We start from the raw sequence: 24,322 nt of genomic DNA on the forward strand, positions 1-24,322 counted from the left end.
TACCTAATAAAATTATTTGCCTGTATAGTTTAGTTCTAAAAGGGCAGGGCAATGGTCACTGTGCTTAGCATCGGGTAAAATTACGGCTCTGGAAATCGCGTCTTGTAACGGTTCACTTACCATATTGTAATCAAGACGCCAGCCTTTGTTATTAGCGCGTGCATTTGCACGGTAACTCCACCAGCTGTATTGCTCTACATCTGCATTGAGGTGTCTAAAACTGTCTGTAAAGCCACTATTAATAAGACCACTCATCCACTCGCGTTCTTCAGGTAAAAAGCCACTTACGTTTTTAAGACGTACCGGGTCGTGAATATCTATAGGCTCATGGCAAATATTGTAATCACCGCCTATTACCAGATTAGGTCGTGTTTTGCGCAGCTCATCTGCATACTTTTGAAAATCTGCCATATACTTAAATTTATGCTCAAGTCTATCTGCATTTGTACCGCTGGGCAGATACATACTCATAATGCTAAGGTCACCAAAATCTACACGTAAATTACGCCCTTCAAAATCCATATAATCAATGCCGGTGCCGTGAACAACATTGTCGGGTTCTTTTTTGGTAAGTATTGCAACACCACTATATCCTTTTTTCTGTGCGCTAAACCAGTAATCGTGATAGCCGGTTTCTTTAAGAAAGTCAATTTCTACCTGCTCTTTATTTGCTTTGGTTTCCTGCAACAATAATACATCTGGGTCTGCCTGCTTAATCCAGTCAAGAAGTCCTTTTTTAACCGCTGCGCGTATTCCGTTTACATTATAGGTTATGATTTTCATGCGTTTGTTTTGTATTTAGGGCGAAGTTAATTATTTAGGTTTAATCTATTTTCAATAGTAAGAGTACATCAGACAGTATTAGCCCTATTCAAAAAAAGAACGCTGGTATGCTTTGTACTTTTTCATGTAGTTTTATAGCCGATGCGCAACCTTGCCTGTATATTACTCTTTTCTCTGTGCTTAAGCAGTTTTGCTCAGGAACGCGGTTTTGCAGAAATCAAAACCAAAACGTATGCGGTACGCGATACAATACGTATCGATTCAGTAAGTATTAATCCGGCATTGTTTAGAGTTACCAGCCAGGAAGGGAACTTAATAGACAGCACCGCATACACTATAGATTTTGGCACTTCATTACTTATTTTTGAAAAGAACGGAAACCTACCAGATTCTATACGAGTGCACTATAGAGCATATCCAGAATTTTTAACCAGGCGGTATTTTGAATACGATCCTGATTTAGTTGTACAAAGTTCTGGAAATCTGGAAAAGGTATATGCGCTCAAAAAAGAAAATTCAAAGCAAGAGATTGTACCATTTGATGGGCTTGATGTTACGGGAAGTTTAGTACGTGGTGTCACCTCTGGCAACAACCAGAACAGCACTTTAAACAGCGAATTAGATCTTCAAATCTCCGGGAAGTTAAGTGAACGGGTCTCCTTGAGAGCGTCGTTACAGGATGCTAATATTCCGCAGCAAGATGGCGGCTATTCACAGCGTCTAGATGAGTTTGACCAGATATTTATTGAGCTTTATAGCGATGACTGGAGTATACGAGCCGGTGATATCAATTTAGAAAATAACACTTCTTATTTTGGCAGATTTTCAAAAAAGGTACAGGGGCTTTCGCTTCGCGGAACTTTAAATCACTCAACAACCGAAACAGATTTATTTGCGACCGCTGCACTCGTACGCGGAGTATTTACACAAAGCCGATTTACGGGACAGGAAGGTAATCAAGGACCCTATAAATTAACGGGACCTAACGGAGAATTATATGTGCTCATTGTGAGTGGCAGCGAGCGTGTTTTTGTAAACGGAGTCTTGCTGAAGCGCGGTGAGACAGCAGATTATGTGATAGACTACAATGCCGGTGAATTACGCTTTAATCCTACGTTTCCCATTACGAGTGAGATGCGTATTTCGGTAGAATATCAATACAGTGAGCAAAACTTCACCAGAATTATTGCATATGCAGGAGGTGATTACAAGACAGATGATGACCGCCTGCAGTTAAATGCTCATGTGTATTCTGAAAGCGATGCTAAAAATCAGCCTCTCTTACAAAATTTAAATGCAGATCAAGTAGCTGTTTTGCAGCGTGTAGGAGATGACACATCTCAAATGTTTGCTCCCGGGGTAAACCCCGAAACCTATAACGAGAACAAAATTTTATACCGAAAGGAAACACGCAATGGGCAGGATGTTTATATTTTTTCAAATAATCCTGAAGATACATTGTTTAATGTGCGTTTTACGCAAGTAGGGCCTAATGAGGGAGATTACCGCCTGAGTACGGCTACAGCGATTAATCGTATTTATGAATATGTAGCGCCTGTAAATGGGGTTTCACAAGGTGATTTTGCACCGGTAGTGCGTCTTTTTGCCCCAACACAATTGCAGATGGCAGTTGTGCAAGGCTCGTACAACGCTTCAGACAAAACTGCGATTTCCTTTGAAGGCGCAGGCAGCAAATGTGATCTTAATTTATTTTCAGATTTAAATGATAAGGATAATACGGGTTTTGCCGGTAAACTTGATGTGCGACATCGTGTACTAGGCAACAGCAAGGCAACGTCTTTAGATGCTTTTGCAACAGTAGATTATATACAAGATAACTTTGAAAATATAGAGCGTACGTATGCAATTGAATTTAGCAGAGATTGGAATTTACCGGTATTCCCTAAAGGAAATCAGGCTTTAATTACGACAGGTTTACAGCTAAGAGACTCTGCGCGCGGATTTCTAGATTATCGGTTTGAAAACCTCAACTATTCAAATACATATACAGGAAACCGAAATAGTATCGTGGCTAATTACAGGCATAAGAACTTACGTACTTTTTTAAACACGAGTTATCTCAAAACCGAAGCAGAACCATCAAAAACCGAATTTTTCAGACTGAATAGCACTACGGTTTATGGTTACAAAAAATCGTGGATTGGCGCAAAACTGAGAGCCGAAAACAATGTAGGTACCCAAACGCTTACTGGGAGATTAGATCCTTTAAGTCAGCGATTTAAGTCGGTTGAAGCTTTTGTGGGACGCGGAGACAGTACTCAGGTTTTTGTTGAATTAGGTTACAGACACCGGATAAACGACAGTTTGCGTGGCACTGGTTTAGCGCGTGTAAATCACAGCAATACCTACTACTTAAAATCACAATTAATAAAATCGAAAACCACGTCTCTGGGTCTTTTTGTAAACTACAGGCAATTGGTTTTTTCTGAAAAAACTAAAGAGACTGAGCGGTCTTTAAATTCAAGATTACTTTTTGATCAGCGTCTTTTTAAAAATATTATGCGCTTAAATACGGTTTTTGAAACCAGCAGCGGCACCCTTCCACAGCAAGAATTTACCTATGTCAAAGTTGATGAGGGACAAGGTGTCTATACGTGGAATGATTATAATGGTGATGCAATACAACAACTTCAAGAATTTGAAATTGCACAATTTAAAGACGAGGCCGACTTTATAAAAGTGTTACTCCCCAATCAGATTTTTATAAAAACGCATCAAAATAAATTCAGTCAGCTACTAACCTTAGATTTTCAACAATGGAGCGGTAAAAATGGTATTAAAAAGTTTGCTTCTCATTTTTATAACCAGACCAGTTATTTAATAGACCAGAAGATTTTGAGAGCAGGAGATTCTTTTGACTTGAATCCGTTTAATGAGCGGGAAGATGCTTTAGGATTGAATCTCAATTTTAGAAATACCTTATTTTTTAATAGAGGGAAGCAGAAATACACGACCAGTTATACTTACTTAGCAAATACGACGCGTAACTTAGTTTCGTTAGGATTACAAACTAATGAATTACGCAGTCATCAATTTAATTTTTTACACAAGGTTAAAGCGAGTTACCTGTTTAATTTAAAAGCAGATTTGGGATCAAACTCAAGTACTTCAGCAAATTTTGAGCAGCGTAATTTTGATGTTTCCAGCGTAGCGGTTGACCCCAAAATAGCTTATTTATTTAGTGATAATTCTAGAATTGAGGCGTTTTACGGTTTTGCGACTAAAGAAAATACACGTGGAGAACAGGAGTATTTAAAACAGCAAGATTTGGGTCTTTCGTTCTCGTATAGCAACACCGAAAAAGTCTCGCTCAATGCAGAGGCAAAATACATTAGTAATTCATTTAGCGGGAGTGCATTTTCTCCTGTTGCGTATTTAATGCTCGAAGGCTTGCAGCCAGGCGCTAATTTTACGTGGACGGCATTGGCGCAAAAAAGAATCACAAAATTTTTAGATCTCAATCTGGCTTATTTTGGCAGAAAAAGCGAGACTTCAAAAACAATACATACGGGAACTGTACAGTTACGCGCCTTTTTTTAACGCACAATAATTTTTTTAGATTGGCCGCCTTTGCTATTGCCTATACGTACAATATAAACTCCACTTGCGGCGTATGACATGTCGAGATCGTATTTAACACTTCCGTATTCATTTTTAATCCAGTTTTCTGCAAGTTTTTGTCCTGAAATTGAGAAAACGGTGACCGCCATTTTATCTCTAACTTCTGTGGTGCTCAGTGATACTTGAAATTGATTTTTATCAGTTTCTATAATGACCAGGTCTCCATCTGGAAATATATTTTCTTCCACTGAAAGACTGTTAAAAATACGTACGCTAAAATCTGTTATACGACCGTATGCGATATCATCACAAGGATCTAGCAAGTCACCTCCAAATTCGCTGTCTTTACTACGTAAGCGCATTCTGTACGTGCCTAAACTTACTCCTGCTGGCAGTGTAAGTTCAAAAGGTGTATTTCTATTCGCTAAGGGAATAGTGTTATTAGAAACCAGTTCTGAGGCTTCAAACGTGCCGTTGTTATTTAAGTCTATAAAAATAGCATAACCTGTATTTTCAAAACCGGCTTGCAATTGGCCAGTGTAGGGGTTGCTCTGTATATCAAGGTCAAATACAATATCTGTATTGTCGCTATAACCGTCTGAAGTACATGTCGTGGTTATCGTTGTGCCTTCTAAGCTTATACTTGTAATACCATCATTGGCCAAAGTACAGTTTGCCATAGGAGTACAATATGAACTTATAATTTCTTGAGTAATACTATTATTCGCTGCATCGCTATCTGTGACTAAATTTGTACCGGTGCTTATGGTATAAGGGCGTAATTCTGAAAAGTCTTCTGATGCGGTGAATGTATAATTTGCTGTCGATTCTGCAGCAATTGTTGATGTAAAGGTTTCGGTTACACGTGCGCCATTATCTACCTCATAATATACCGGGAAATTTGTTTGCGGGGCAGTCCCAAAGTTTGTGATTTCAATAGTGATATTTTCACTAGATCCTAATCGCGTTTGAGATTGCGGTTTTAACAGCGCTGTTACTCCCAGGTCATTTTGCCACAGATGTTCTACGGCTTTTACGACTGCATCATTAGAAGTGTTCTGATCTGTAGGGAGAGCAGTTTGAGCCGAAATCGTGTAGCGTTGACCCATTATAGATAAATCTGCAGTTTGTGTAAACGTGTATGTTGCAAATTCATTAAAAGCGAGAGTTCCTGTAAATGTTTCAGTAATTACGCTGCCATTATTTATACTATAGGATATTGGGAAATTAGATTGTGTTGCAGTCCCTGCATTACGCAGTGTTACCGTAATAGTTTCCGTATTTGTTAGGGTACCTTCTTCTGGGGTATCTATAGAAACCACCTGCAAATCATTTGCAAGATCTGGAGCGAGCTTAAAAACACTTATTAAGTCTTTACGTTCTGCATTAAAATATTCTGTAATAAACCAAAATGTTTTTCCGTCTACAGGATCTACAGTTAAATGCGTATAATCTGCATAGCGTTCTGAAGCACTAACCCCTGTACTGGCTCTAATGAGCGCTTCGGGAACAGACATTTGCCCTAACGGGTCGTTTGCATAGCGCCCTGTGTAATTTATGGTTACTGGTGTACTTGTACTTACCGTCGTATACCCCATCCCTATAGTTCCTTGTGAGTCTATCGCCATACTGGCTGCAAAAGCATTATTTCCGGTAGGAGATACATAGGTGCCTTCCTGAAAAACAGTCCATGGTTGGCCATCACCGGTCTGTCTCATTTCGTACCAGCGTATTCCGGCTTGTTCCTGACCGGCCGGTGCGACATTTACAGCAAAGTTGAAAACAGCTGAATTATAGGTAGGAAATTTTCTAAACTGAGCCTGATTCATTATCGTCCCCTGCAAGGCATCAATATCTGGTCCTGCGGGCTGCGGAAGATTTGAAAAAGCGCCTCCATCAAATACGCTGTTAAAATCTGAAACGGTAATGATGCGGGGCTGTGAAATTGCCGAATTTTGAGGAGTCGTCCAGTCAACATTCACATCCCATAATTTGAGGTGATCATCTGTAACGCCAGACCAGGAGTCATCTTGTAAAAAAACGACTGTTGCGGGCCCACTTGCAGGAGCTTCGGGACTACTAACATTAAAAAACTGCGGACTGAAAAAGCCATTGGTTTGCAGAGTGGGTAAACTGAAGCCTAAAAAACCAACATTTGTAAGACCTTGTAACATTTTTTCGCGTTCCATAACAAATATGGCATCACTTTGATTCCCCTGTCGGTCTGTATTTATAGTGATATTTGAGGTGATATAATAGCCATCGTGCCATACTGAATATTTAGGATAATCAGGAAATTCACCGGTTTCAAAACCTGCTGTATATACATACCAGCCGTCATTAACCGGGTCTGGACCTTTACAGATTGCTATATTTAAACCATTAACGCCACCCGAGTCATTGTCTTTCTCAAACTCTGTTATTATAAATCGATCTGCAGGTGCATCATATAAAACAATAGGGTCACCTTCGGTATTACCTTCAAACAGCGTTCCTAAAGAAGCCTCGTCTACTAAAAGATTTCCTTGTTTATCATAGATTTTAAAACCGGCATTCCAGGCAGCTACATAATGATTAGGCCCTACTGCTCCTGTAGGATCTGATGGTGTGAAGCGAGAGGTATTGGCTTCAAAAACCCGAATAGGTTCTGGAATATAAGATTTTGTAGGACTTTTGCTTTTCTGGGTTTTAAGCAATGGATCACCATCTTTAGGAAAACCTTTACCGGGAACAACTTGATTTGTGGTACGTCTTTTAGGGTTTACTTCCTGAATTTCGGTAGTTTTTAAAGGAGTTTGAAAAATTCCCTTTTCGATTTGAGAGGTTAAACTAGGTACTTCCTTCACAAATTGAATTGACCTTATTAATGAAGGGCCTTCAATTTCCTGAGCTTTTAAGGATTCTGAAACAAAAAAGAATAGGCTAAATAGCGGAATTAGTAAATAGGCTTGCTTCTTAAATAAAAACCTGTAAATCTTTATCATAACGTATAAATAGGGTCTATAAATGTACGAAAGTTACCAGTATACGGATTAAAAAAAGCCCCGTTAAGGGGCTTTTAATAAAAATATATTGCGTAGAATTAAGATTTCATCCAATTTTTGAAATCGATCTTATCGTGAAGTATTGTATTTAATTCAGAAATTTTCACTCGTTTCTGTTCCATAGTATCCCGGTCACGTATGGTTACGCTGTCGTCTTCTAAGGTGTCGTGATCTACAGTTATACAAAATGGTGTTCCTGCAGCATCCTGACGGCGGTATCTGCGACCTACAGCATCTTTCTCGTCGTAAGCAACGTTAAAATCCCACTTAAGATCATCTATGATTTTACGGGCCACTTCGGGTAGACCGTCTTTTTTAACAAGTGGTAAAATAGCTGCCTTAACAGGAGCTAATATTGCCGGTAATTTTAAAACCGTACGCGTAGAACCGTTTTCTAATTCTTCTTCTTCAAGCGATTGTGAGAACACAGCTAAGAACATACGATCAAGTCCTATTGAGGTTTCTACTACATAAGGCACATAGCTTTCGTTTAATTCAGGATCAAAAAATTGTAGTTTTTTACCCGAATGCTCTTCGTGAGCTTTAAGGTCAAAGTCTGTACGACTATGTATTCCTTCTAATTCTTTAAAACCAAAAGGGAAATTAAATTCGATATCTGCAGCTGCGTTTGCGTAGTGAGCAAGTTTCTCGTGGTCGTGAAAACGATAGTTTTCTCTTCCTAAACCTAATGATAAATGCCAATTTAAGCGTGTTTCTTTCCAGTGCTCATACCACTTAAGTTCTTCCCCGGGACGTACAAAAAATTGCATTTCCATTTGTTCAAACTCACGCATTCTAAAAATAAACTGTCTCGCAACAATCTCGTTTCTAAAAGCCTTACCGGTTTGAGCAATCCCAAAAGGGATTTTCATTCTACCGCTTTTCTGAACATTTAAGAAGTTTACAAAAATACCCTGAGCCGTTTCTGGTCTTAAATACAAATCTGTAGCTGTCTCTGCGGAAGCTCCTAGTTTTGTACCAAACATAAGGTTAAATTGACGCACATCTGTCCAGTTTTTTGAACCGGTGTCAGGATCTGCAATTCCTAGTTCTTCAATTAGTGCTTTAACATCAGCAAGATCTTCAGCTTCCAGAGAACGAGCCATACGCTTAAGAATGGTTTCCTGCTCTTCACGGTATCTAAGAACTCTTGGGTTTGTGCTTACAAATTCGGCCTCATCAAAAGCATCACCAAAGCGCTTTTTAGCTTTCTCGATTTCTTTCTGCGCCTTTTGATTTATTTTTTCGGCATAATCTTCAATTAAGACATCTGCGCGGTATCTTTTTTTAGAATCTTTATTATCAATGAGCGGGTCGTTAAAAGCATCTACGTGTCCTGAGGCTTTCCAGGTAGTAGGATGCATAAAAATAGAAGCATCAAGACCTACAATGTTTTCGTGCATTTGCACCATACTTTTCCACCAGTAATCTCTAATGTTTTTCTTCAGCTCAGCACCATTCTGACCGTAGTCGTATACTGCGCTTAACCCATCATAAATTTCACTGCTTCCAAAAATGTATCCGTATTCTTTAGCGTGAGATATTACTTTTTTAAAATGATCTTCCTGTTGTGCCATTTAGTATGTTGCTTTTGTAATTGGTATAAGAGGTCTCTCCATTGAGAAACAGCCGGTAAAAATAAAAAAACCGGAGCAATGAAGTGGAATTTTAAAGGATTGTTTTTATTCTAATTCTAAGACGCTATTACTTAATAAACGGTCGTTTTCAAATAAATTGATGCGGTAAATTCCCGGTAAAAATTCATCTATAGCCGGGTTTATGAGTACACACGATTCTACTTCTTCATTTTGATAAGCGATTTCCTGGTAAGCGCTGTAGATTAAAATGTTTTCGCCAAAGGCTAAAGAAATACGTTCTCCCATAACATTGTTACGAGGGTCTATAACCTGAATGTAAAAATCGTGATCGCCGGCTCTGGCATATTCATTGGCGTTTACAGTATAACAAATCTCTAGTTTATCTATGCGGTTTGCGCGATCATTAGGTAATCGTTTACCGCTACGGCGTAAAATAACACCTGCAGAAGTAAACCTGCTAACTGTAAGTTGAGAACCTTTGGCAAGGTCATCTTTTAGGGTATTATTTTGAACTTGTAATGAATCTAATTGAACTACACTCTGATCAAAAGCTGCTTCTACCGTAGTTTTTTGAGATACCAGCAGCGCATTTGCAAGCATTAAACTATCTGTTTTTTTACGTAAGACATCTCGTTCATTCCGAAGAATACTCAGTTCTCTTCGGTAATTTTGAATGGTAGTTTGAGAAGTCGTAGAATTTTCTAAACGATTCAGTAGATTTTGGATTCGTGATCTGGCTTCGCGCAGCTCTTTGCTCATAAGTTTACTGCTTTCAATTTCAGAGTTATACGTGACGAGCAGGTCACTTAATTCATTTTGAAGTAGTAACTTCTCTTCAGATAATGCGACTTTATTCGCAGTTAGCTCTTGATAGAATGAATAGGTATAAACTCCTAAGCCTAAAAGCAGAAAAAAAAGTATACCGATTAGAATCTTTAAAGCATTGTTATTGCGATTAGCACTCATGCAAACGATTTTATATCTTAGTGTGAAGTTATAATTTTTAATCAAAATGAGATAATGTCGCTACTCAAACTCTTTTATCCAGATCAATGTAGTGCTTGTGATGAATTACTCGGTACCGGAGAAAAACTCATTTGCACATCTTGCCGGCATGCGTTACCTCTTGCTCATTTTCATACTACAACGTACAATCCTATATTAAAATTATTATACGGTAGAACTTCAGTAGAAAATGCTGCAGCGCTGTTTTATTTTGATAAAAAAACACGTGTACAACATCTTATTCATAATTTAAAATATAAGGGGCAGGAGCGGGTAAGTGCTTATTTAGGAGAATGGTTGGGCAGCGAGTTAATGGCTACAGAAGCATTTAAAACTATTGATTGTGTGATTCCTGTACCATTACACAAAAAAAGGCTGAAAGCTCGTGGGTACAATCAAGTAGCCGGTTTCGGAAAAGCAATTGCTACTGCCTTGCAAAAACCCTATTTAGATGATGTTTTGTATAGAATCAAAGCCACAAACACACAGGTTTTTTTAGGCAGAAGTTTTAGGAGTACCGAAGTAATAGATTCGTTTGCGTTGCGTGAAAACAACACACTTGCAGGAAAACATATACTTTTAGTTGATGATTTAATAACAACAGGAGGTACCGTAGAAGGCTGCGCATTAGCATTAAATACCACCACAAATATTAAGTTGAGTGTAGCGGTCATGGCAATAGCCGTTTAGAAAGCCACGTTACTAAATGAAAATAGATTTTTTATAGGTGTTTGCTAAAGTCTCAAAGCAGGTTTCTAGTATTAATCTTTAAAAATAATTGTTACTTTGCGCTGCTATGTTTAAAAAAGGTTCACAGCTGTTTATCGTGTCGCTACTACTTCTCTTAGTAGTAAATTGTGCAAAAAGAGGTACACCTACCGGTGGCCCTAAAGATGAGACGCCTCCCGTTCTGGTAAGTGCAGACCCTCCTAACTATTCTACAAATTTTGAAGGGGATGAGATTCGCATTTATTTTGATGAATTTATTAAGCTGAAAGACCTAAATAAAAACCTTATTGTTTCTCCTCCTATGGATCCTAAGGCGTCTATTACGCCTATGGGAAGCGCTTCGCGGTTTATAGATATAAAAATAATGGATACTCTTATAGAAAATACAACCTACGTATTCAATTTTGGGGAAAGTGTTACTGATAATAACGAGGGAAATCCGTTTTCCTTTTTTAAATATGTTTTTTCTACCGGTGATTATATAGATTCATTAAAGGTAGTGGGTGTTATACGTGATGCACTTTTTCAAAAAGCAGATAATTACGTAACCGTTATGCTTTATGAGGCAGACTCTACGTATACAGATTCTGTGGTTTATAAAAAAGTACCACGATATGTTACCAATACGTTAGACAGTTCTAATGTTTTTGAAATCACAAATGTGAAAGCAGGTCGCTACCGGTTAGCGGCTTTAAAAGATGCAGATAACAATTATACTTTTCAACCTGCAAAAGATAAAATTGCATTTTATGACTCATTTATAGAAGTGCCTACAGATTCTGTGTATGTGCTCAATCTTTTTAACGAAGAATTAGCGCCAGAAGTTAGCAGGCCTAAGCAAGCTGCTGCACAACGTATCGCATTCCCCTATAAGGGTAATTCCGACAGTATAAATGTCGAGTTAATAAGTGCGCGTCCAGAAGGCTTTAAATCATTAATTACCCGCAAGAAAGATCAGGACTCTTTACAATACTGGTTTACTCCAAAAGTGCAGACAGATTCTCTTATTTTTAAAACACTAACAAGCAAAAAAACAGATACAGCTTACATGCGTTTACGTAACTTAAAGCCAGATTCGTTGCAGATTAACCCCGTTTCTACAGGTCTGGTTTTAGAAGAAGATTTTATATTAAACAGTACTATTCCTGTTGTTGCTGTTGACACTACAAAAATTTCAATACAACGTAAAGACTCCACATTTGTAAGCGATTTTAAGGTTGAGGTCTTTCCTAAAAAATTACAACTGAGTCTTAAATTTCTTACTGAAGAAAAGGAATCTTACGCAATCACGATGCTTCCGGAAGCGCTTACAGATTTCTACGGAAGTAAAAATGACACGTTACGCTTTAGAGCCACCACTAAAGAATATTCAGATTATGGGGAATTTGACATTACCTTAAAAGGAGCAGCAGAAGTACAACATATTGTACAGCTTGTTACCGAAAAAGGTGATGTCAAACGTGAGCAAATAGGAGCAGTAGGGCAGGTAGAATTTAAATTTGATCGAATAGAGCCCGGCAAATATTTTGCACGAATAATCGTAGATCTTAATGCTAACGGAAAATTTGATACCGGTAATTTCTTAGAACAACGACAGCCAGAGGAGGTTTTATATTACCCCAAGGAACTAGATATACGATCAGGATGGTATCCTAAAGAGACGTTTATTCTCAACCAGGAGTAACAAAAAAACTGAATTATTTAAGTTCAAAAGCATCTTGATCTGCTAAAAAATTTAGGTGCTCCCGCGTTTCAGTCAAATGAGCTTTAGATAATTCTGCATATATAGTTTTTTCTTCAGCTTCCGCGAAAGCTAAAGTTGCTCCCAGACTGTCGTAAATTCCGCTGTAACCATTGTATTCATAGTTATTGCCATCTAAACCTACTCTATTTACACCTATAGTGTAACACATATTTTCAATAGCTCGCGCTTTAAGCAAGGTATCCCAGGCAAAAATTCGTTTTTTAGGCCAGTTTGCCACATAGATAGCCACGTCATAATTAGTTGTATTACGTGCAAAAACCGGAAATCTCAAATCGTAACATACCTGTGCTAAAATCTGCCATCCTTTATAATTTACAATTACAGGCTTGTCACCACGTTCATAAACTTTATGTTCGCCCGCAAGAGTAAACCGGTGTCGCTTGTTATAAGTAGTAGCCTCACCTTCTGGCGTAACAAAATAAAAGCGATTGTAGTATTGCTCATTTTCAACAACCATGAGACTTCCTGCCAATGCACAATTTTGATCAGCGGCTTTAGCAAGCATCCAGTTTAAGGTTTCTCCCTGGTCTGCAATTCCTTGAGGTTGCATGCTAAAACCTGTCGAAAACATTTCTGGAAGCACAATAAGATCTACTTCGTGTTTAAGACTGTCAATTTTTTTATCAAAATACGATCTGTTAGCTTCTGGATCTTCCCATTTTAAATCGGCTTGAATTGCGGCTACTTTTAAAGTCTTCATAAACTTTATTTTTAATTACAGGAGTTTATAAGCATTTTTGAATACATTAAGAACACTCATATATCAGGTATAAAGTTAATGTTATTAACCCGTAACCGTCAAATTCAATTTTGTCTGACTCTGCTTATACTCTTAAATTGGGTGTATGTTTTTAAGTACGGTATTCGTTATTTTGAAGTTGTTGAGGTTGTACTTATGGCGTTTTTTTATGCTGTAGGAGTAGTGGTATTAGCAGTTGGGTTTCCGAAGAAATTTAAATCTGATAAACGTGTAGCAACCTGCATCTTTTATGGACTTGTCGTATTGTTTTTTGCAATTACTATTTATATTAATCTTAAAGTAAATGGATACGCTCTTCATATAGATCGCTGGTCTGCAATGACCGAAGGTATAACAGCATTATTAAATGGAACTTACCCCTATAGCGCATTAGATCATCTTGGTGGAAGAACCTCTAATTTGCCTACACTTTTTCTCATAGGATTACCATTTTATCTTTTAGGAGATGTAGGGCTTTTACAGAGTTTTACCTTTTTAGTTTTTGCCGGTATTATTGATAAACTAATTAAATCACCCGCAATACGCATCGTAAGTTTACTGCTATTTGTAAGTTCGTTGTGGTATTTGTATGAGATTGTTGTAAAAAGTGATCTCGTGAGCAATACAATTCTTGTATTAGCAGGTCTTGTTTATCTATTTAAAATGATAAATAACGAAGGCTTAAAAAGAGCATTTTTGTTAGGTATTTTAGCGGTAATGCTAATTTTTACCCGTCTCGTTTTTGCGTTACCTGTTGGGATTTTGTTTACTCTACCTTTTATAAAAGCCTCGTTAAGTGAACGGTTTAAGTTCTTTTTAGGTTTGTTTATAGCGACGATTTGCTTAGGAGCTTTGGTATTCTATAGGTGTCCGTCTTTTGAGGTTTTCTATGCTGAAAATCCATTTACACTACAAAACAGGCAACTACCGTTGTGGCTGAGTTTGCTTTTAGCAGGGTTGTCAATTTATTTTTTAAGTAAATTAAAAACAGTTGAGCAACTCATACGCAATAGCTTTGTGGCGCTTGCCATCCCGGTTGTCGTTGCTTTTTTTATTATTGTAAATGATACGGGATTTAAAGGCGCAATTATAGATTCTCATTTTGATATTACCTATTTCAACATATTTACACCTTTTTTAGTGTTGTATCTTTCTTTACAACTTGATGCAAAGTATGTTGACAATCACGCATAAAAAAACCCGCTACAGGTGTAGCGGGTTTTTGGAATCTTAAATATACTTATATATATCTTAGTCGTTTAGCACGCGTACTTGCGCAGCTACCTTACCTTTTCTTCCTTCTTCTTCGATGTACTCTACTTGGTCACCTTCTTCTAATACTTCACCGTTTAAACCGGTTGCGTGTACGAAGATGTCTTTTCCTGTCTCATCGTCAGTAATGAATCCGTAACCTTTTGATTCATTAAAAAATTTAACTGTACCTTTCATTGTAAAATTGTAAAAAATTAATATTGATACAAAGCTAAGAGATTATAGAACATATAGGTTATCTAAATGTAAATAAATTTCTAAAAATTATTGATTTTCAGGTTTTTTACGAGATTCTTTGCTGTCATTGAACGCTCTCATTTTCCTTATGTTATCTTCGTCAAGCATATAATCTTTAACTTTTCGGTCTTTCCAACGGTGGTATAAAAACAGAGGCATTACAATAAACGATACGGCTAGTATTGTAAGTCCTAAAAACCGATCTCCAGTAAGTATGTCATCTGTGAAATAGCGCAGGTAAAAACCATAGGCCAGGGTGAGACAGCAAATACAGAAAAGAGTTATGATGAGGTTGCGCATATCTAGTTTTTGGTAAAATATATTAGTTATTTTCTTGAAAAACTAACCAACATTCGGCGATACGCGGTTAGTAATTTTGATTTTGATATAAAACCGTGGTATTTTCCGTCTTTAATCACCGGCAAATTCCACGCGCCACTTTCCTGAAATTTACGCATTACCACTTTTGCAGGGTCAGATTCTAAATAGATATATTCTGGCGCAGCGTGCATTAAACTTCCTATGGTAGTGGTATCGTACAACGTGGCATCAAACATAATCTCACGTATATCATCTAAGGTTATTACACCTACGAGCTCATCATTTTCATTAACTACCGGAAATAAATTACGGGCAGATTTTGCAACTGCATTTTTTACCATTTCACCCAGGGTCATTTCGGGACGCACGCGTATAAAATTAGATTCAATTACATCATTTACGTTAAGCAGCGTAAGTACAGCCTGATCTTTATCGTGTGTTATGAGTTCGCCTTTAAGTCCCAGCTCCATGCCATAAACAGAGTGAGGTAAAAAGTATTTATTAATCCCGTAGGCTATTGCGGCGGTAACCATTAGTGGGATAAAAAGACCATAGCCCCCGGTAATTTCTGCAATAAGAAAGATTGCCGTTAATGGGGCATGTAGCACACCTGCAAGCAAACCAGTCATCCCTACGAGGGTGAAATTTGTTTCAGAAATATAAACACCGTCGAGCCCCAGGTTGTTAATAATCTTAGCCAGGCAATTACCCATAACGCTTCCCATAAAGAGTACAGGAGCAAAAATACCACCTATACCACCACCGGCAAATGTAATTGCAGAGGCAATAACTTTAAAAAACACAAGGCCTGCGAGTAAGGCAATAACCACCCAGACATTATCTAAATAATCATTAAAAAAGGTTTCGCCTAAAGCATTTACGGCCTTGCCATCTAGCAACTCGTTTATCATGTCAAAACCTTCGCCATATAGCGGCGGAATCAAAAACAACAGTACTCCTAAAGAGCCCCCGGCCACTAGTAAACGTATGAGAGCAGAATCCCATCGCTTATACAGTTTACTGGTTTTAAAATAGGCTTTGCTAAAATATACCGAAACTAAACCGGCAACCACTCCTAATATCATATAATACGGAAAGTCTGCAATGGTAAAGGCATCCTTCAATTCAAAAGGTAAAATAGTATCTGAACCAAAAAAGAAATACGAAGTTAATATGGCAGAGAGTGAAGCCAAAAGCAAGGGCATTAAGGAGAGCAAGGTAAGGTCAAGACTAAAAACTTCTACTGCAAAAATGATTGCAGCAATAGGTGCCTTAAAAATACAGGACATCGCACCTGCTGCAGCACAGCCCAGTAAAAGTGTGCGGTTTGCCTGATCCATATGAAAAATGCGAGACAAATACGAACTTATTGCCGCGCCGGTGACCACCGTAGGGCTTTCAAGACCTACCGAACCTCCAAAACCTACCGTAATAGGAGCTGTTAATAACGATCCGAATATTTGATAATTTTTGAGAAGACCTTTACGCTTCGAAATTGCGCGTAAGGTCATGGGAACACCGTGACTTAATGGATTACGTATTACATATTTTACGATGAGAACGGTAATCGCAAGACCTATTATAGGAAATAAGAAATAGAAACCGTAGCGGTAATTTTCTACAAGTTTACCCTCAAGTAACATTTGTATTATGTGTGTGATATTTTTAATAAGAACCGCACCTAATCCTGCCAGCAACCCGGTAAGTATTGCTAGAAAGTAAATAAATGTTGTCTTAGAAATATGCTTATAGCGCCAGGCATGAAAGCGGTGTAAGAGAGGTTTTTTACCAGGCATACCATTCAATAGTTTAGTGGTTCAAAAGTAAACTCAAATTCTTAGAACCAATGTAACACAACATACATAAAATAAAAAAATCCCTACTTTAACGAGTAGGGATTTTTTTATTTCTAACTGCCAGTTAATTAGCAATATTCGTTGAAAGCATCAATTAGATTGTCTGCAATAAGGTTTGCAGGACGCCCTTCAATGTGATGACGCTCTAACATATGCACTAATTCCCCATCTTTAAAAACCGCCATAGAGGGTGATGAAGGAGGAAAAGGTACCATAAAACTGCGTGCAAGATCTGTAGCCTCACGGTCTACACCTGCAAATACAGTATATAAATTATCTGGAGTTTTAGCATTTTGAAGAGCCATACGCGCTCCTGGTCTTGCATTAGCTGCGGCACAACCACAAACCGAATTTACAACCACAAGAGTTGTACCTTCTTTTTTCATTGCTGCCTGTACATCTTCTGTTGTATGTAATTCTGTGAAACCTACAGAAGTAAGGTCTTCACGCATAGGTTTTACTAATTCTGCTGGATACATAAGTTCTGTTTTAATTTAAGATTACAAAGATACAAAATAATAGTCGGCTACTTTTTGCAAACCCTACATAAGCTTTATTGATTTTTTTTGATTTTTTAGCGCAACCCATAGGGTCGGGCTTTCAGCCGTCGCTGTATGATTTGCTCGGGCAAATCATACGAGCTTCACAAAGGCTTCAATCCCTTGCGCAGGTAATACCGGGTAACATTTTCGCTGTTTTAAAGACCTACAAGTTACAAAGGCGTTATTTTTGCAGCGCACAGAATAAGTTTACATCAGCACAAGTTTTGATGTCATTATAAAGAAGATTAAATGATTAAATATATAGGAGCCATTATAGGCTTTGCATACAGAGGTTTATTAGGGGCAGTCGCAGGTTACGTTATAGGTACACTTTTAGATAGTTTGTTTTTTAATAAAAAAGAAGCGACAGCTACGGGTCGTAGATCACCTTTTAGCAGAGCAGAACAAACTGTTACTCCAGGTGATTTTGAACTCAATTTACTTTCGCTGTGCTCTATTGTAATCAAAGCAGATGGGCAGGTGAGTCAACGAGAGATGGATTATGTGCGTCAATATTTTGTGCAGGCTTATGGTAAAGACAGAGCTAATGCAACCTTTCGTACATTTAATGAAGTTATAAAAAAGCGTGAAATTAATGTAGAGCGTATTTGCACCTATTTGACCCAGCGTACGCGAAGAGAAGTGCGTTTACAAATCGTACATTTTCTATTTGGTATTGCACAGGCAGATGGTACGGTATCAACTTCAGAGGTTAATCAAATCTCTCAAATAGCTGGTTATTTAATGTTGAGCAGGGGCGAATTTGAAAGCATAAAAGCCATGTTCTTTAAAAATGCGGAAAGCGCCTATAAAATTCTCGAAATCAAGAAATCGGCTACAGACGCAGAAGTTAAGAAAGCATACCGGGATATGGCAAAAAAATACCATCCAGATAAACTACAGCATATGGATGAAGCCTATCGTCAGGGAGCAGAAGAAAAGTTCACTAAGGTTCAGGAAGCGTATGAGACGATTCAGAAAGAGCGGGGAATGTAATATTTTAATGCGCTCATTTTAAATTTTGATTTTGAACAGGTATATATTTTTATTTATTATTCTTTCTAGAGCAAATAGCTTTTCTCAGGAAATAGCCTCTTTACCATTAATAGATAAATTCAATAATTACTATACAGGTGGAGAACTAGATCTGTTTACAAGTGAGGACAGCCTTCTGTTTGTAATACAACGAGTCGCATCAGATGTTAAGATTACCACATTTGATGCTGAGTACAATCAAATCAAACAGATAAGTTTGACCGATTCTCCATTTAGAAATCACAAAATTTTATCTTCTGTATCTTTTGATAATTCAATGCTTTTTTTGCTTTCGGGCGGAATATTTAAAAATAGGTTTTCACTCATCTCGTATAATTTTCAGAATCAAAAGTTTGAAGAAATTCTGCAGCTTGAAAAGTTTATAAATGAAGAATTTTTAAGCTCATTTTTTATTGAAGATAAGTTGCACTTACTAACAGTGAGTCTGAACAGTCAGGAATTGTCGATTTACACAATAAATAAGGCTGGTAAAAGCTCTAAAAAGAGTTATGATTTTTCAGATTACAAGTTTAAAGCTCCGGGATTTAGTGACGAGAAGCTTAAATATCTCTTATATCAAAAAGGAATAAGCCCCATTCAAAATAATGAGATCGATTCTTTTTTTGAAGCTTCTTCAAAGTATAAGAGCTATGTGTTCAATCGAGAATTATGGTTGACTTTTGATCAGGATTCCGAACTAACGAGGCTGATTAAATTTGACCTTGAAAACGGAAAAATGGTTTTGCAGGATATTCCTAAGCCTGTATCTACTGAAGGAAAAATTAAAGAGTCAAATTCTTTTATTTTGGATGAACATATTTATCAGTTCGCGTTAAATAAAAAAGAAATGATTCTGGAAGTTAAAAATCTGGAATCAGGACTTGTCAATTATCGATATAGTGTAAAAGATGATGAAGATATAAGTATTAGCAACTCTGAAATAAAACTTAGAGGAGCTGCCTATGTCAAAGAACGGGTGATGGAAAAAACTTCTCAATTCTTGAGGAAAGTTGTTTCTTCAGAATCGGCAATTTTGGTTAGAAAAATTAATGATACCCTACAAATGCGTATCGGTGCGAACAGAGGTCTGTATTATGGAGGTACAGCACCAGGTTCAGTTCATTTCGCTGGGTTTTCACAAGATTATTTTTTTATTAGTGCGTTGCCTATAAGTGATTTAATCACAACAAGCGAACGATGGATTGCATTCAGTGCTGTCTTCGATTCGAATTTTAATCATTTAGATACTGAAACAATTCCCAACTTATATGATAAAATCAAAGATTTTAAAGAATCAAAAGATTTAAAAAAGAATATTAAAGATGCTTTGATACCTTTTGGAGGAAACTTCATCTATTCTTATGTTGATAAGGACGTTGTGAAGTTGGTGAAGTTTTAGACTTGGAAAATTGGAAAAGTGAATAGCTCACAAATTGAATCTGCTCACGCCGGTGCCGAAGAAAAATTCCGTAACGTTAAGAATGCGTATGAGACGATTCAGAAAGAGCGGGGGATGTAATAGCTTTTAAAAATAATTAACGGTTATAATTAGAGTTGAAGATTGTTAATATTCAAGCAATTATGGGGTGTAATTAGCGTTAAGTACTAACTTTAGTACACTAGTTATTTAAAAATTGTAAGAGCCCCCACAATAATGCTACGATTAATACTCTGTTTAATAGCTTTAGTAAGTCTCAGCTTAAACGCTCAGCAAGTAACCGTTAGTAATCCACGTCCTGCAGGGGAGTTGGTTGATTTGCTATTCAATGATTCTTGTGCAGAAATTTCAAATGTTTCTATATCATCAATCCAGGCAGCAGGATCTTTTTCTAATAATGGAGGTGCCTTTCCATTAGCTAACGGAGTTGTTTTACGCACGGGAGTAGCAACTCTTACCGGAGGGGCCTATACAGGCAATACCGCAGATTTAAGCAGTGAATTAAATACAAACTCAGATACCTATCTTCAAAATTTGAATGATGCATCCGGTAGTGGTGCTCAGATTAACGAAACTTCATTTTTAGAATTTAACTTTACACCGCTTTCCAGTAATTTTAGTTTCGATTTTATTTTTGCCTCTAATGAATATGGGGAGTGGCAGTGTTCCTCTCAAGATATTGTTGCTTTTGTATTAACAGATTTGAGTACAGGTAATGCTCAAAACCTGGCAATTACCGCTTCTGGAGAATCTGTTTCGGTGCGTAATATTAGAGATCAGCGTTTTAATCCTACGTGCAATTCTGTAAATGAAAATCTTTTTGACTCGTACGAAGTCACAAACGCACAGTCTACCATAAATATGCGGGGTTATACACAAGTTCTCAATGCCGCATCTACCTTAACTCCGGGAACACCTTATAATGTGCGTATTGTTATAGGAGATTCTAATGACACCAATTTTGATTCGGCTATTTTTCTTGCCGGCGGAAGTTTTAACACCAGTGTAGATCTGGGGCCAGACCGTACATTGTGTAGCGGTGATCAGGCAACTTTAGAAACCGGTTTAGATGCTTCGGTTTATAATCACAGTTGGCTTTTTAATGGCACAGTAATTCCTAATCAGAATGCAAGTAGCATAACGGTTAACAGAAGTGGAACTTACACGGTACGCATTACCAATAATGGGTGCGAAGTTACAGACGATTTAACGATAAACGAACTCACGGTTACTCCGCCAGTAAATCTTGAAGAATGTCCTAATGGTGGAGATCCATCCCTATTTGACTTAACACAAAACGATGCAGATGCTTTAGACGTAGATCCTTCTCAGTTTGAAGTGATATATTACGCATCGCTTTCAGATTTAAATGCAAATAATCCTATTCCTGCAAATCAAACTACAGCATTCCCAAGTAGGGGTCAAACTATCTATTTAAGACTACGCAATTTAATAAGCGGCACTATTTGTGGCGCTACCTATAATTTTGATCTTGATGTTTTGCCCACTATCACTATAACTCAACCTGCACCAATTGAAGTGTGTACCATCCCGGGAAGTGATATAACTATAAATCTTAATCAAATTGACAACCGCATTCTCAATGGTCAAAATCCTGCTCTTTTTACGATTACGTACTATGCAAATCAGGATGATGCAAATGCCGCACAGAATGCGTTAAGCGCAAATTACATTATTGAAGATGGAAATACAGGAGAAACACTTTGGGCAAGGGTTTCTTATGTATCTAATGAACGGTGCTTTAGAACCGTAAGTTTTGATATTACCATCAATGATTTGCCCCCGGTAGATCAATTGGGTAATGTAATTACCTGTAATGCTTACGAGTTAGAACCGCTTACAAACGGAAATTATTTTAGTGGATCTAATGGTACGGGGGTTCGGTACAATGCAGGAGATATAATTACAGCAGATATAGATCTATTTATTTTTAATGGACCTGATGCTAATGGGTGTAGCAACGAGTCTTCTTTCAGTATTACATTTGTTACAGAGTTTGATTTAAGCGAAGTAGAAGCTTGTGGCGAATTTAGTATTCCTCCTACTCCGGCAGGTGCATTTTACACGCAGCCTAATGGGCCAGACGGAACAGGAAGACGTCTAAATACCGGAGAAGCATTAACTACCTCTCAAACTATTTACTTTTATTTTAATGAGAATGGTTCGGTGTGTAGAGATGATGCTTTTGACATCATTGTATACCCCTTGCCGCTCGTAGATATGCCTGCAAATGTGGTGGCTTGCAATAATTTTACGCTTCCGACATTAACAAATGGGAACTATTTTACAGAACCCGAAGGGCAGGGAACACCACTAAACGCAGGTGATTTAATTGAAGAAACACAATCTGTGTACATATTTGCAGATGATAGCCGCTGTACTAATGATTACGAATGGCGCATTTTTATTGTAGAAGAGTATACAGATATGACGGCTTGTGGCAGCTTTACAGTAGCCACTGTCGAAGCAGGTGATTTTTATACCGCTGCATTAGGTGGCGGTACACTTATACCGCAGGGAACAGTATTAAATACATCACAGCGTATTTATTATTACGTAAATACGACAGATGGCCCTAATTGTACCAATAATTCCTTTTTTGAATTAGAAGTTATTGATACGCCTCCGGTTGACACATTACCAAATCAATTATTATGTGAAGGTGATACGTATACCTTACCTACACTAACAAACGGCGATTATTTTGAAGGTCCGGGGAGATCAGGTGCGCAGTATTATGCAGGAGATGTCATTAATACGACACAAACGATTTACATTAATAATCAGGTGCGTATTTGTGAAAATGAAACACAGTTTACAGTTGAAATAAGACCATCATTGCCTGTAGATAATCTAACCTTTGTATTTTCTTGTGAAGCGTACACATTACCCGATTTAAATAACGGAAGGTATTTTACTGAATCGCAGGGACAAGGAACCGAGCTTTTTTCGGGAACTGAGATTACAACAACACAGACCATATTTATTTATAATACATATGATGATTTCCCGTCTTGTTATTCAGAAAACAGGTTTACCATAAATATCCTGGGGGTTGAAGTAGAAACCTTTAATGATGTGACCTCATGTGATAGCTTCACATTGCCAATACTTAATACAGGAAATTACTATACCGCATCTGGCGGTCAGGGTACGCCGTTAAATGCAGGTGATATCATAACGACCACACAGGAGATTTTTATTTATGCCCGTAACGGAACGCGGTTTTTTTGTGAAGATGAAAGTAGTTTTACCGTGACCATTTCAGAAACTCCGGTTTTAATTCCTGAGTCAGATGTTGAGGTTTGTGGGTCATATACATTACCAGACTTACCACAAGATGTGTTCGCTCAGGGCTACTATTTAAGCCGAAACAAACAAAATCCCATTCCTGTTTCTGAATATGAATTACAACCGGGAACTTACACGATTTATAAATATGCAGAAGCATTAAATAATGCAACCTGTTTTGCCGAAGATTCTTTTGAAGTCATTGTGTATCCTCTTTTAGATTTTACTGTTGAAGGCGGAACTGTTTGTAGAAATGCAGCCACAGGAGCGGTAGAACGTGGTGTTATATTAGATTCGGGACTAGACCCGTCAGAATTTTTAGTAAGCTGGTTTTTAAATGGTCAGGAAGTTAATCAGGGTTCTACATTTGCAGTAGAACAGGCCGGTATTTATACCGTGTCAACCCAGAAACTCACTCCAGACGTGGGTGCGGCTTGTAATTACAACCCCACAACTGTCGAGGTTTTTGAATCTGCAGAGCCTGTTGTAGAAGTAGAAATTACCCGGCCTTTTGAAGATGTTTCAGGAATACGGGTTGCGATTATTCAGGGGTATGGGGATTATGAGTATCAATTAGACGACCAGGCGTTTCAAAACACACCCGAGTTTATAAATGTGTTGCCGGGGCCACATACCGTTACCGTACGCGGTATTAACGGTACGTGTGGAGTTACAATTGTTGAGGTGCAGGTTATAGATTTTCCGAAGTATTTTACACCTAATAATGATGGGTATCATGATACCTGGAACATTACAGCGCTCGAAGACTACCCCGAGGCACAAATTTTTATATTTGACCGGTTTGGGAAACTTATAAAAAACATCTTTCCATCTGGCCCGGGCTGGGATGGGACCTATCGTGGGGTAAATATGCCTTCAGACGATTACTGGTTTAGAGTTGAGTATATTTTTGAAGATCGTCCAGCTGAGTTTAAATCACATTTTACGCTAAAACGGTAATAGTTTTATCTTCAATAGATTTTGGTTATAAAATCATAGCTGTTTTAAACTATTTAATATGATTCTAAAATTTATACGTTGCTTTAATGTTGAAGTGTTCTTAC

The 24,322-nt window shown here is 37.8% G+C and carries 16 protein-coding genes; 7 read left to right on the forward strand and 9 right to left on the reverse strand.

Annotation, left to right across the window (positions count from 1 at the left end):
- Positions 1-12 precede the first annotated feature (12 nt).
- Positions 13-783, reverse strand: coding sequence for an exodeoxyribonuclease III (locus tag ACEN25_RS09115; RefSeq protein WP_441802636.1), 771 nt, complete (start codon positions 781-783; stop codon positions 13-15).
- 141 nt (positions 784-924) lie between these two features.
- On the opposite strand from ACEN25_RS09115, the gene ACEN25_RS09120 reads away from it, so the two are divergent.
- The gene (locus ACEN25_RS09120; protein ID WP_441802637.1) at positions 925-4,344 is read left to right on the forward strand and encodes a hypothetical protein; all 3,420 of its coding nucleotides are present in this window, start codon (positions 925-927) and stop codon (positions 4,342-4,344) included.
- On the opposite strand, the gene ACEN25_RS09125 is transcribed toward ACEN25_RS09120, so the two are convergent.
- From ACEN25_RS09125 to ACEN25_RS09135, 3 genes are all read right to left on the reverse strand, one after another.
- The gene (locus tag ACEN25_RS09125; RefSeq protein ID WP_441802638.1) at positions 4,341-7,349 is read right to left on the reverse strand and encodes a GEVED domain-containing protein; all 3,009 of its coding nucleotides are present in this window, start codon (positions 7,347-7,349) and stop codon (positions 4,341-4,343) included. The genes ACEN25_RS09120 and ACEN25_RS09125 overlap by 4 nt on opposite strands.
- Before the next feature lie 98 nt (positions 7,350-7,447).
- Complete coding sequence (locus ACEN25_RS09130) at positions 7,448-8,986, reverse strand: glycine--tRNA ligase (RefSeq protein ID WP_441802639.1); 1,539 nt, start codon at positions 8,984-8,986, stop codon at positions 7,448-7,450.
- 105 nt (positions 8,987-9,091) lie between these two features.
- Positions 9,092-9,973, reverse strand: coding sequence for a hypothetical protein (locus tag ACEN25_RS09135; RefSeq protein WP_028377203.1), 882 nt, complete (start codon positions 9,971-9,973; stop codon positions 9,092-9,094).
- A 54-nt stretch (positions 9,974-10,027) separates the two neighbouring features.
- Between ACEN25_RS09135 and ACEN25_RS09140 the strand changes: the two genes are divergently transcribed.
- Both ACEN25_RS09140 and ACEN25_RS09145 read left to right on the forward strand, forming a co-directional pair.
- Positions 10,028-10,702, forward strand: coding sequence for a ComF family protein (locus tag ACEN25_RS09140; protein WP_441802640.1), 675 nt, complete (start codon positions 10,028-10,030; stop codon positions 10,700-10,702).
- A gap of 106 nt (positions 10,703-10,808) precedes the next feature.
- Complete coding sequence (locus ACEN25_RS09145) at positions 10,809-12,425, forward strand: Ig-like domain-containing protein (protein ID WP_441802641.1); 1,617 nt, start codon at positions 10,809-10,811, stop codon at positions 12,423-12,425.
- A gap of 13 nt (positions 12,426-12,438) precedes the next feature.
- On the opposite strand, the gene ACEN25_RS09150 is transcribed toward ACEN25_RS09145, so the two are convergent.
- On the reverse strand, positions 12,439-13,206 hold the full coding sequence (locus ACEN25_RS09150; protein WP_441802642.1) for an amidohydrolase: 768 nt from the start codon (positions 13,204-13,206) through the stop codon (positions 12,439-12,441).
- A 141-nt stretch (positions 13,207-13,347) separates the two neighbouring features.
- Here ACEN25_RS09150 and ACEN25_RS09155 point away from each other — a divergent pair, with 141 nt between their 5' ends.
- Entirely contained in the window at positions 13,348-14,439 is a 1,092-nt protein-coding gene (locus ACEN25_RS09155; RefSeq protein ID WP_441802643.1) for a hypothetical protein, read from the forward strand.
- A gap of 57 nt (positions 14,440-14,496) precedes the next feature.
- Here the strand turns inward: ACEN25_RS09155 and ACEN25_RS09160 are convergent, their stop codons facing one another.
- The 4 genes from ACEN25_RS09160 to ACEN25_RS09175 all read right to left on the reverse strand — a co-directional run bounded on the left by ACEN25_RS09160 (position 14,497) and on the right by ACEN25_RS09175 (position 17,410).
- Positions 14,497-14,694: a cold-shock protein gene (locus tag ACEN25_RS09160; RefSeq protein ID WP_028377208.1), complete on the reverse strand. Its 198-nt coding sequence runs from the start codon at positions 14,692-14,694 to the stop codon at positions 14,497-14,499.
- A gap of 87 nt (positions 14,695-14,781) precedes the next feature.
- Entirely contained in the window at positions 14,782-15,054 is a 273-nt protein-coding gene (locus ACEN25_RS09165) for a hypothetical protein (protein ID WP_441802644.1), read from the reverse strand.
- Positions 15,055-15,080: 26 nt separating this feature from the next.
- On the reverse strand, positions 15,081-16,871 hold the full coding sequence (locus ACEN25_RS09170; RefSeq protein WP_441802645.1) for a chloride channel protein: 1,791 nt from the start codon (positions 16,869-16,871) through the stop codon (positions 15,081-15,083).
- Positions 16,872-16,999: 128 nt separating this feature from the next.
- Positions 17,000-17,410, reverse strand: a complete 411-nt coding sequence (locus ACEN25_RS09175; protein ID WP_396512266.1) for a BrxA/BrxB family bacilliredoxin — start codon at positions 17,408-17,410, stop codon at positions 17,000-17,002.
- 312 nt (positions 17,411-17,722) lie between these two features.
- Between ACEN25_RS09175 and ACEN25_RS09180 the strand changes: the two genes are divergently transcribed.
- The 3 genes from ACEN25_RS09180 to ACEN25_RS09190 all read left to right on the forward strand — a co-directional run bounded on the left by ACEN25_RS09180 (position 17,723) and on the right by ACEN25_RS09190 (position 24,218).
- Positions 17,723-18,469, forward strand: coding sequence for a TerB family tellurite resistance protein (locus tag ACEN25_RS09180; protein ID WP_441802646.1), 747 nt, complete (start codon positions 17,723-17,725; stop codon positions 18,467-18,469).
- A gap of 31 nt (positions 18,470-18,500) precedes the next feature.
- Positions 18,501-19,907 carry a hypothetical protein gene (locus ACEN25_RS09185; protein ID WP_441802647.1) on the forward strand — a complete coding sequence of 469 codons (1,407 nt, stop codon included), beginning with the start codon at positions 18,501-18,503 and terminating at the stop codon, positions 19,905-19,907.
- A 255-nt stretch (positions 19,908-20,162) separates the two neighbouring features.
- A complete protein-coding gene (locus ACEN25_RS09190; RefSeq protein ID WP_441802648.1) occupies positions 20,163-24,218 on the forward strand; it encodes a choice-of-anchor L domain-containing protein in 4,056 nt (1,351 codons plus the stop codon).
- Positions 24,219-24,322 lie beyond the last annotated feature (104 nt).

The organism is Leeuwenhoekiella sp. W20_SRS_FM14 (assembly GCF_052119605.1).
In the GTDB taxonomy this organism is placed as follows: Bacteria; Bacteroidota; Bacteroidia; order Flavobacteriales; family Flavobacteriaceae; genus Leeuwenhoekiella.

Coding starts and splice junctions, on each gene's coding strand:
- ACEN25_RS09135 (WP_028377203.1), bottom strand. CDS start 9,973: ATGAGTGCTAATCGCAATAACAATGCTTTAAAGATTCTAATCGGTATA.
- ACEN25_RS09150 (WP_441802642.1), bottom strand. CDS start 13,206: ATGAAGACTTTAAAAGTAGCCGCAATTCAAGCCGATTTAAAATGGGAA.
- ACEN25_RS09125 (WP_441802638.1), bottom strand. CDS start 7,349: ATGATAAAGATTTACAGGTTTTTATTTAAGAAGCAAGCCTATTTACTA.
- ACEN25_RS09130 (WP_441802639.1), bottom strand. CDS start 8,986: ATGGCACAACAGGAAGATCATTTTAAAAAAGTAATATCTCACGCTAAA.
- ACEN25_RS09180 (WP_441802646.1), top strand. CDS start 17,723: ATGATTAAATATATAGGAGCCATTATAGGCTTTGCATACAGAGGTTTA.
- ACEN25_RS09175 (WP_396512266.1), bottom strand. CDS start 17,410: ATGTATCCAGCAGAATTAGTAAAACCTATGCGTGAAGACCTTACTTCT.
- ACEN25_RS09140 (WP_441802640.1), top strand. CDS start 10,028: ATGTCGCTACTCAAACTCTTTTATCCAGATCAATGTAGTGCTTGTGAT.
- ACEN25_RS09160 (WP_028377208.1), bottom strand. CDS start 14,694: ATGAAAGGTACAGTTAAATTTTTTAATGAATCAAAAGGTTACGGATTC.
- ACEN25_RS09120 (WP_441802637.1), top strand. CDS start 925: ATGCGCAACCTTGCCTGTATATTACTCTTTTCTCTGTGCTTAAGCAGT.
- ACEN25_RS09170 (WP_441802645.1), bottom strand. CDS start 16,871: ATGCCTGGTAAAAAACCTCTCTTACACCGCTTTCATGCCTGGCGCTAT.
- ACEN25_RS09190 (WP_441802648.1), top strand. CDS start 20,163: ATGCTACGATTAATACTCTGTTTAATAGCTTTAGTAAGTCTCAGCTTA.
- ACEN25_RS09145 (WP_441802641.1), top strand. CDS start 10,809: ATGTTTAAAAAAGGTTCACAGCTGTTTATCGTGTCGCTACTACTTCTC.
- ACEN25_RS09115 (WP_441802636.1), bottom strand. CDS start 783: ATGAAAATCATAACCTATAATGTAAACGGAATACGCGCAGCGGTTAAA.
- ACEN25_RS09165 (WP_441802644.1), bottom strand. CDS start 15,054: ATGCGCAACCTCATCATAACTCTTTTCTGTATTTGCTGTCTCACCCTG.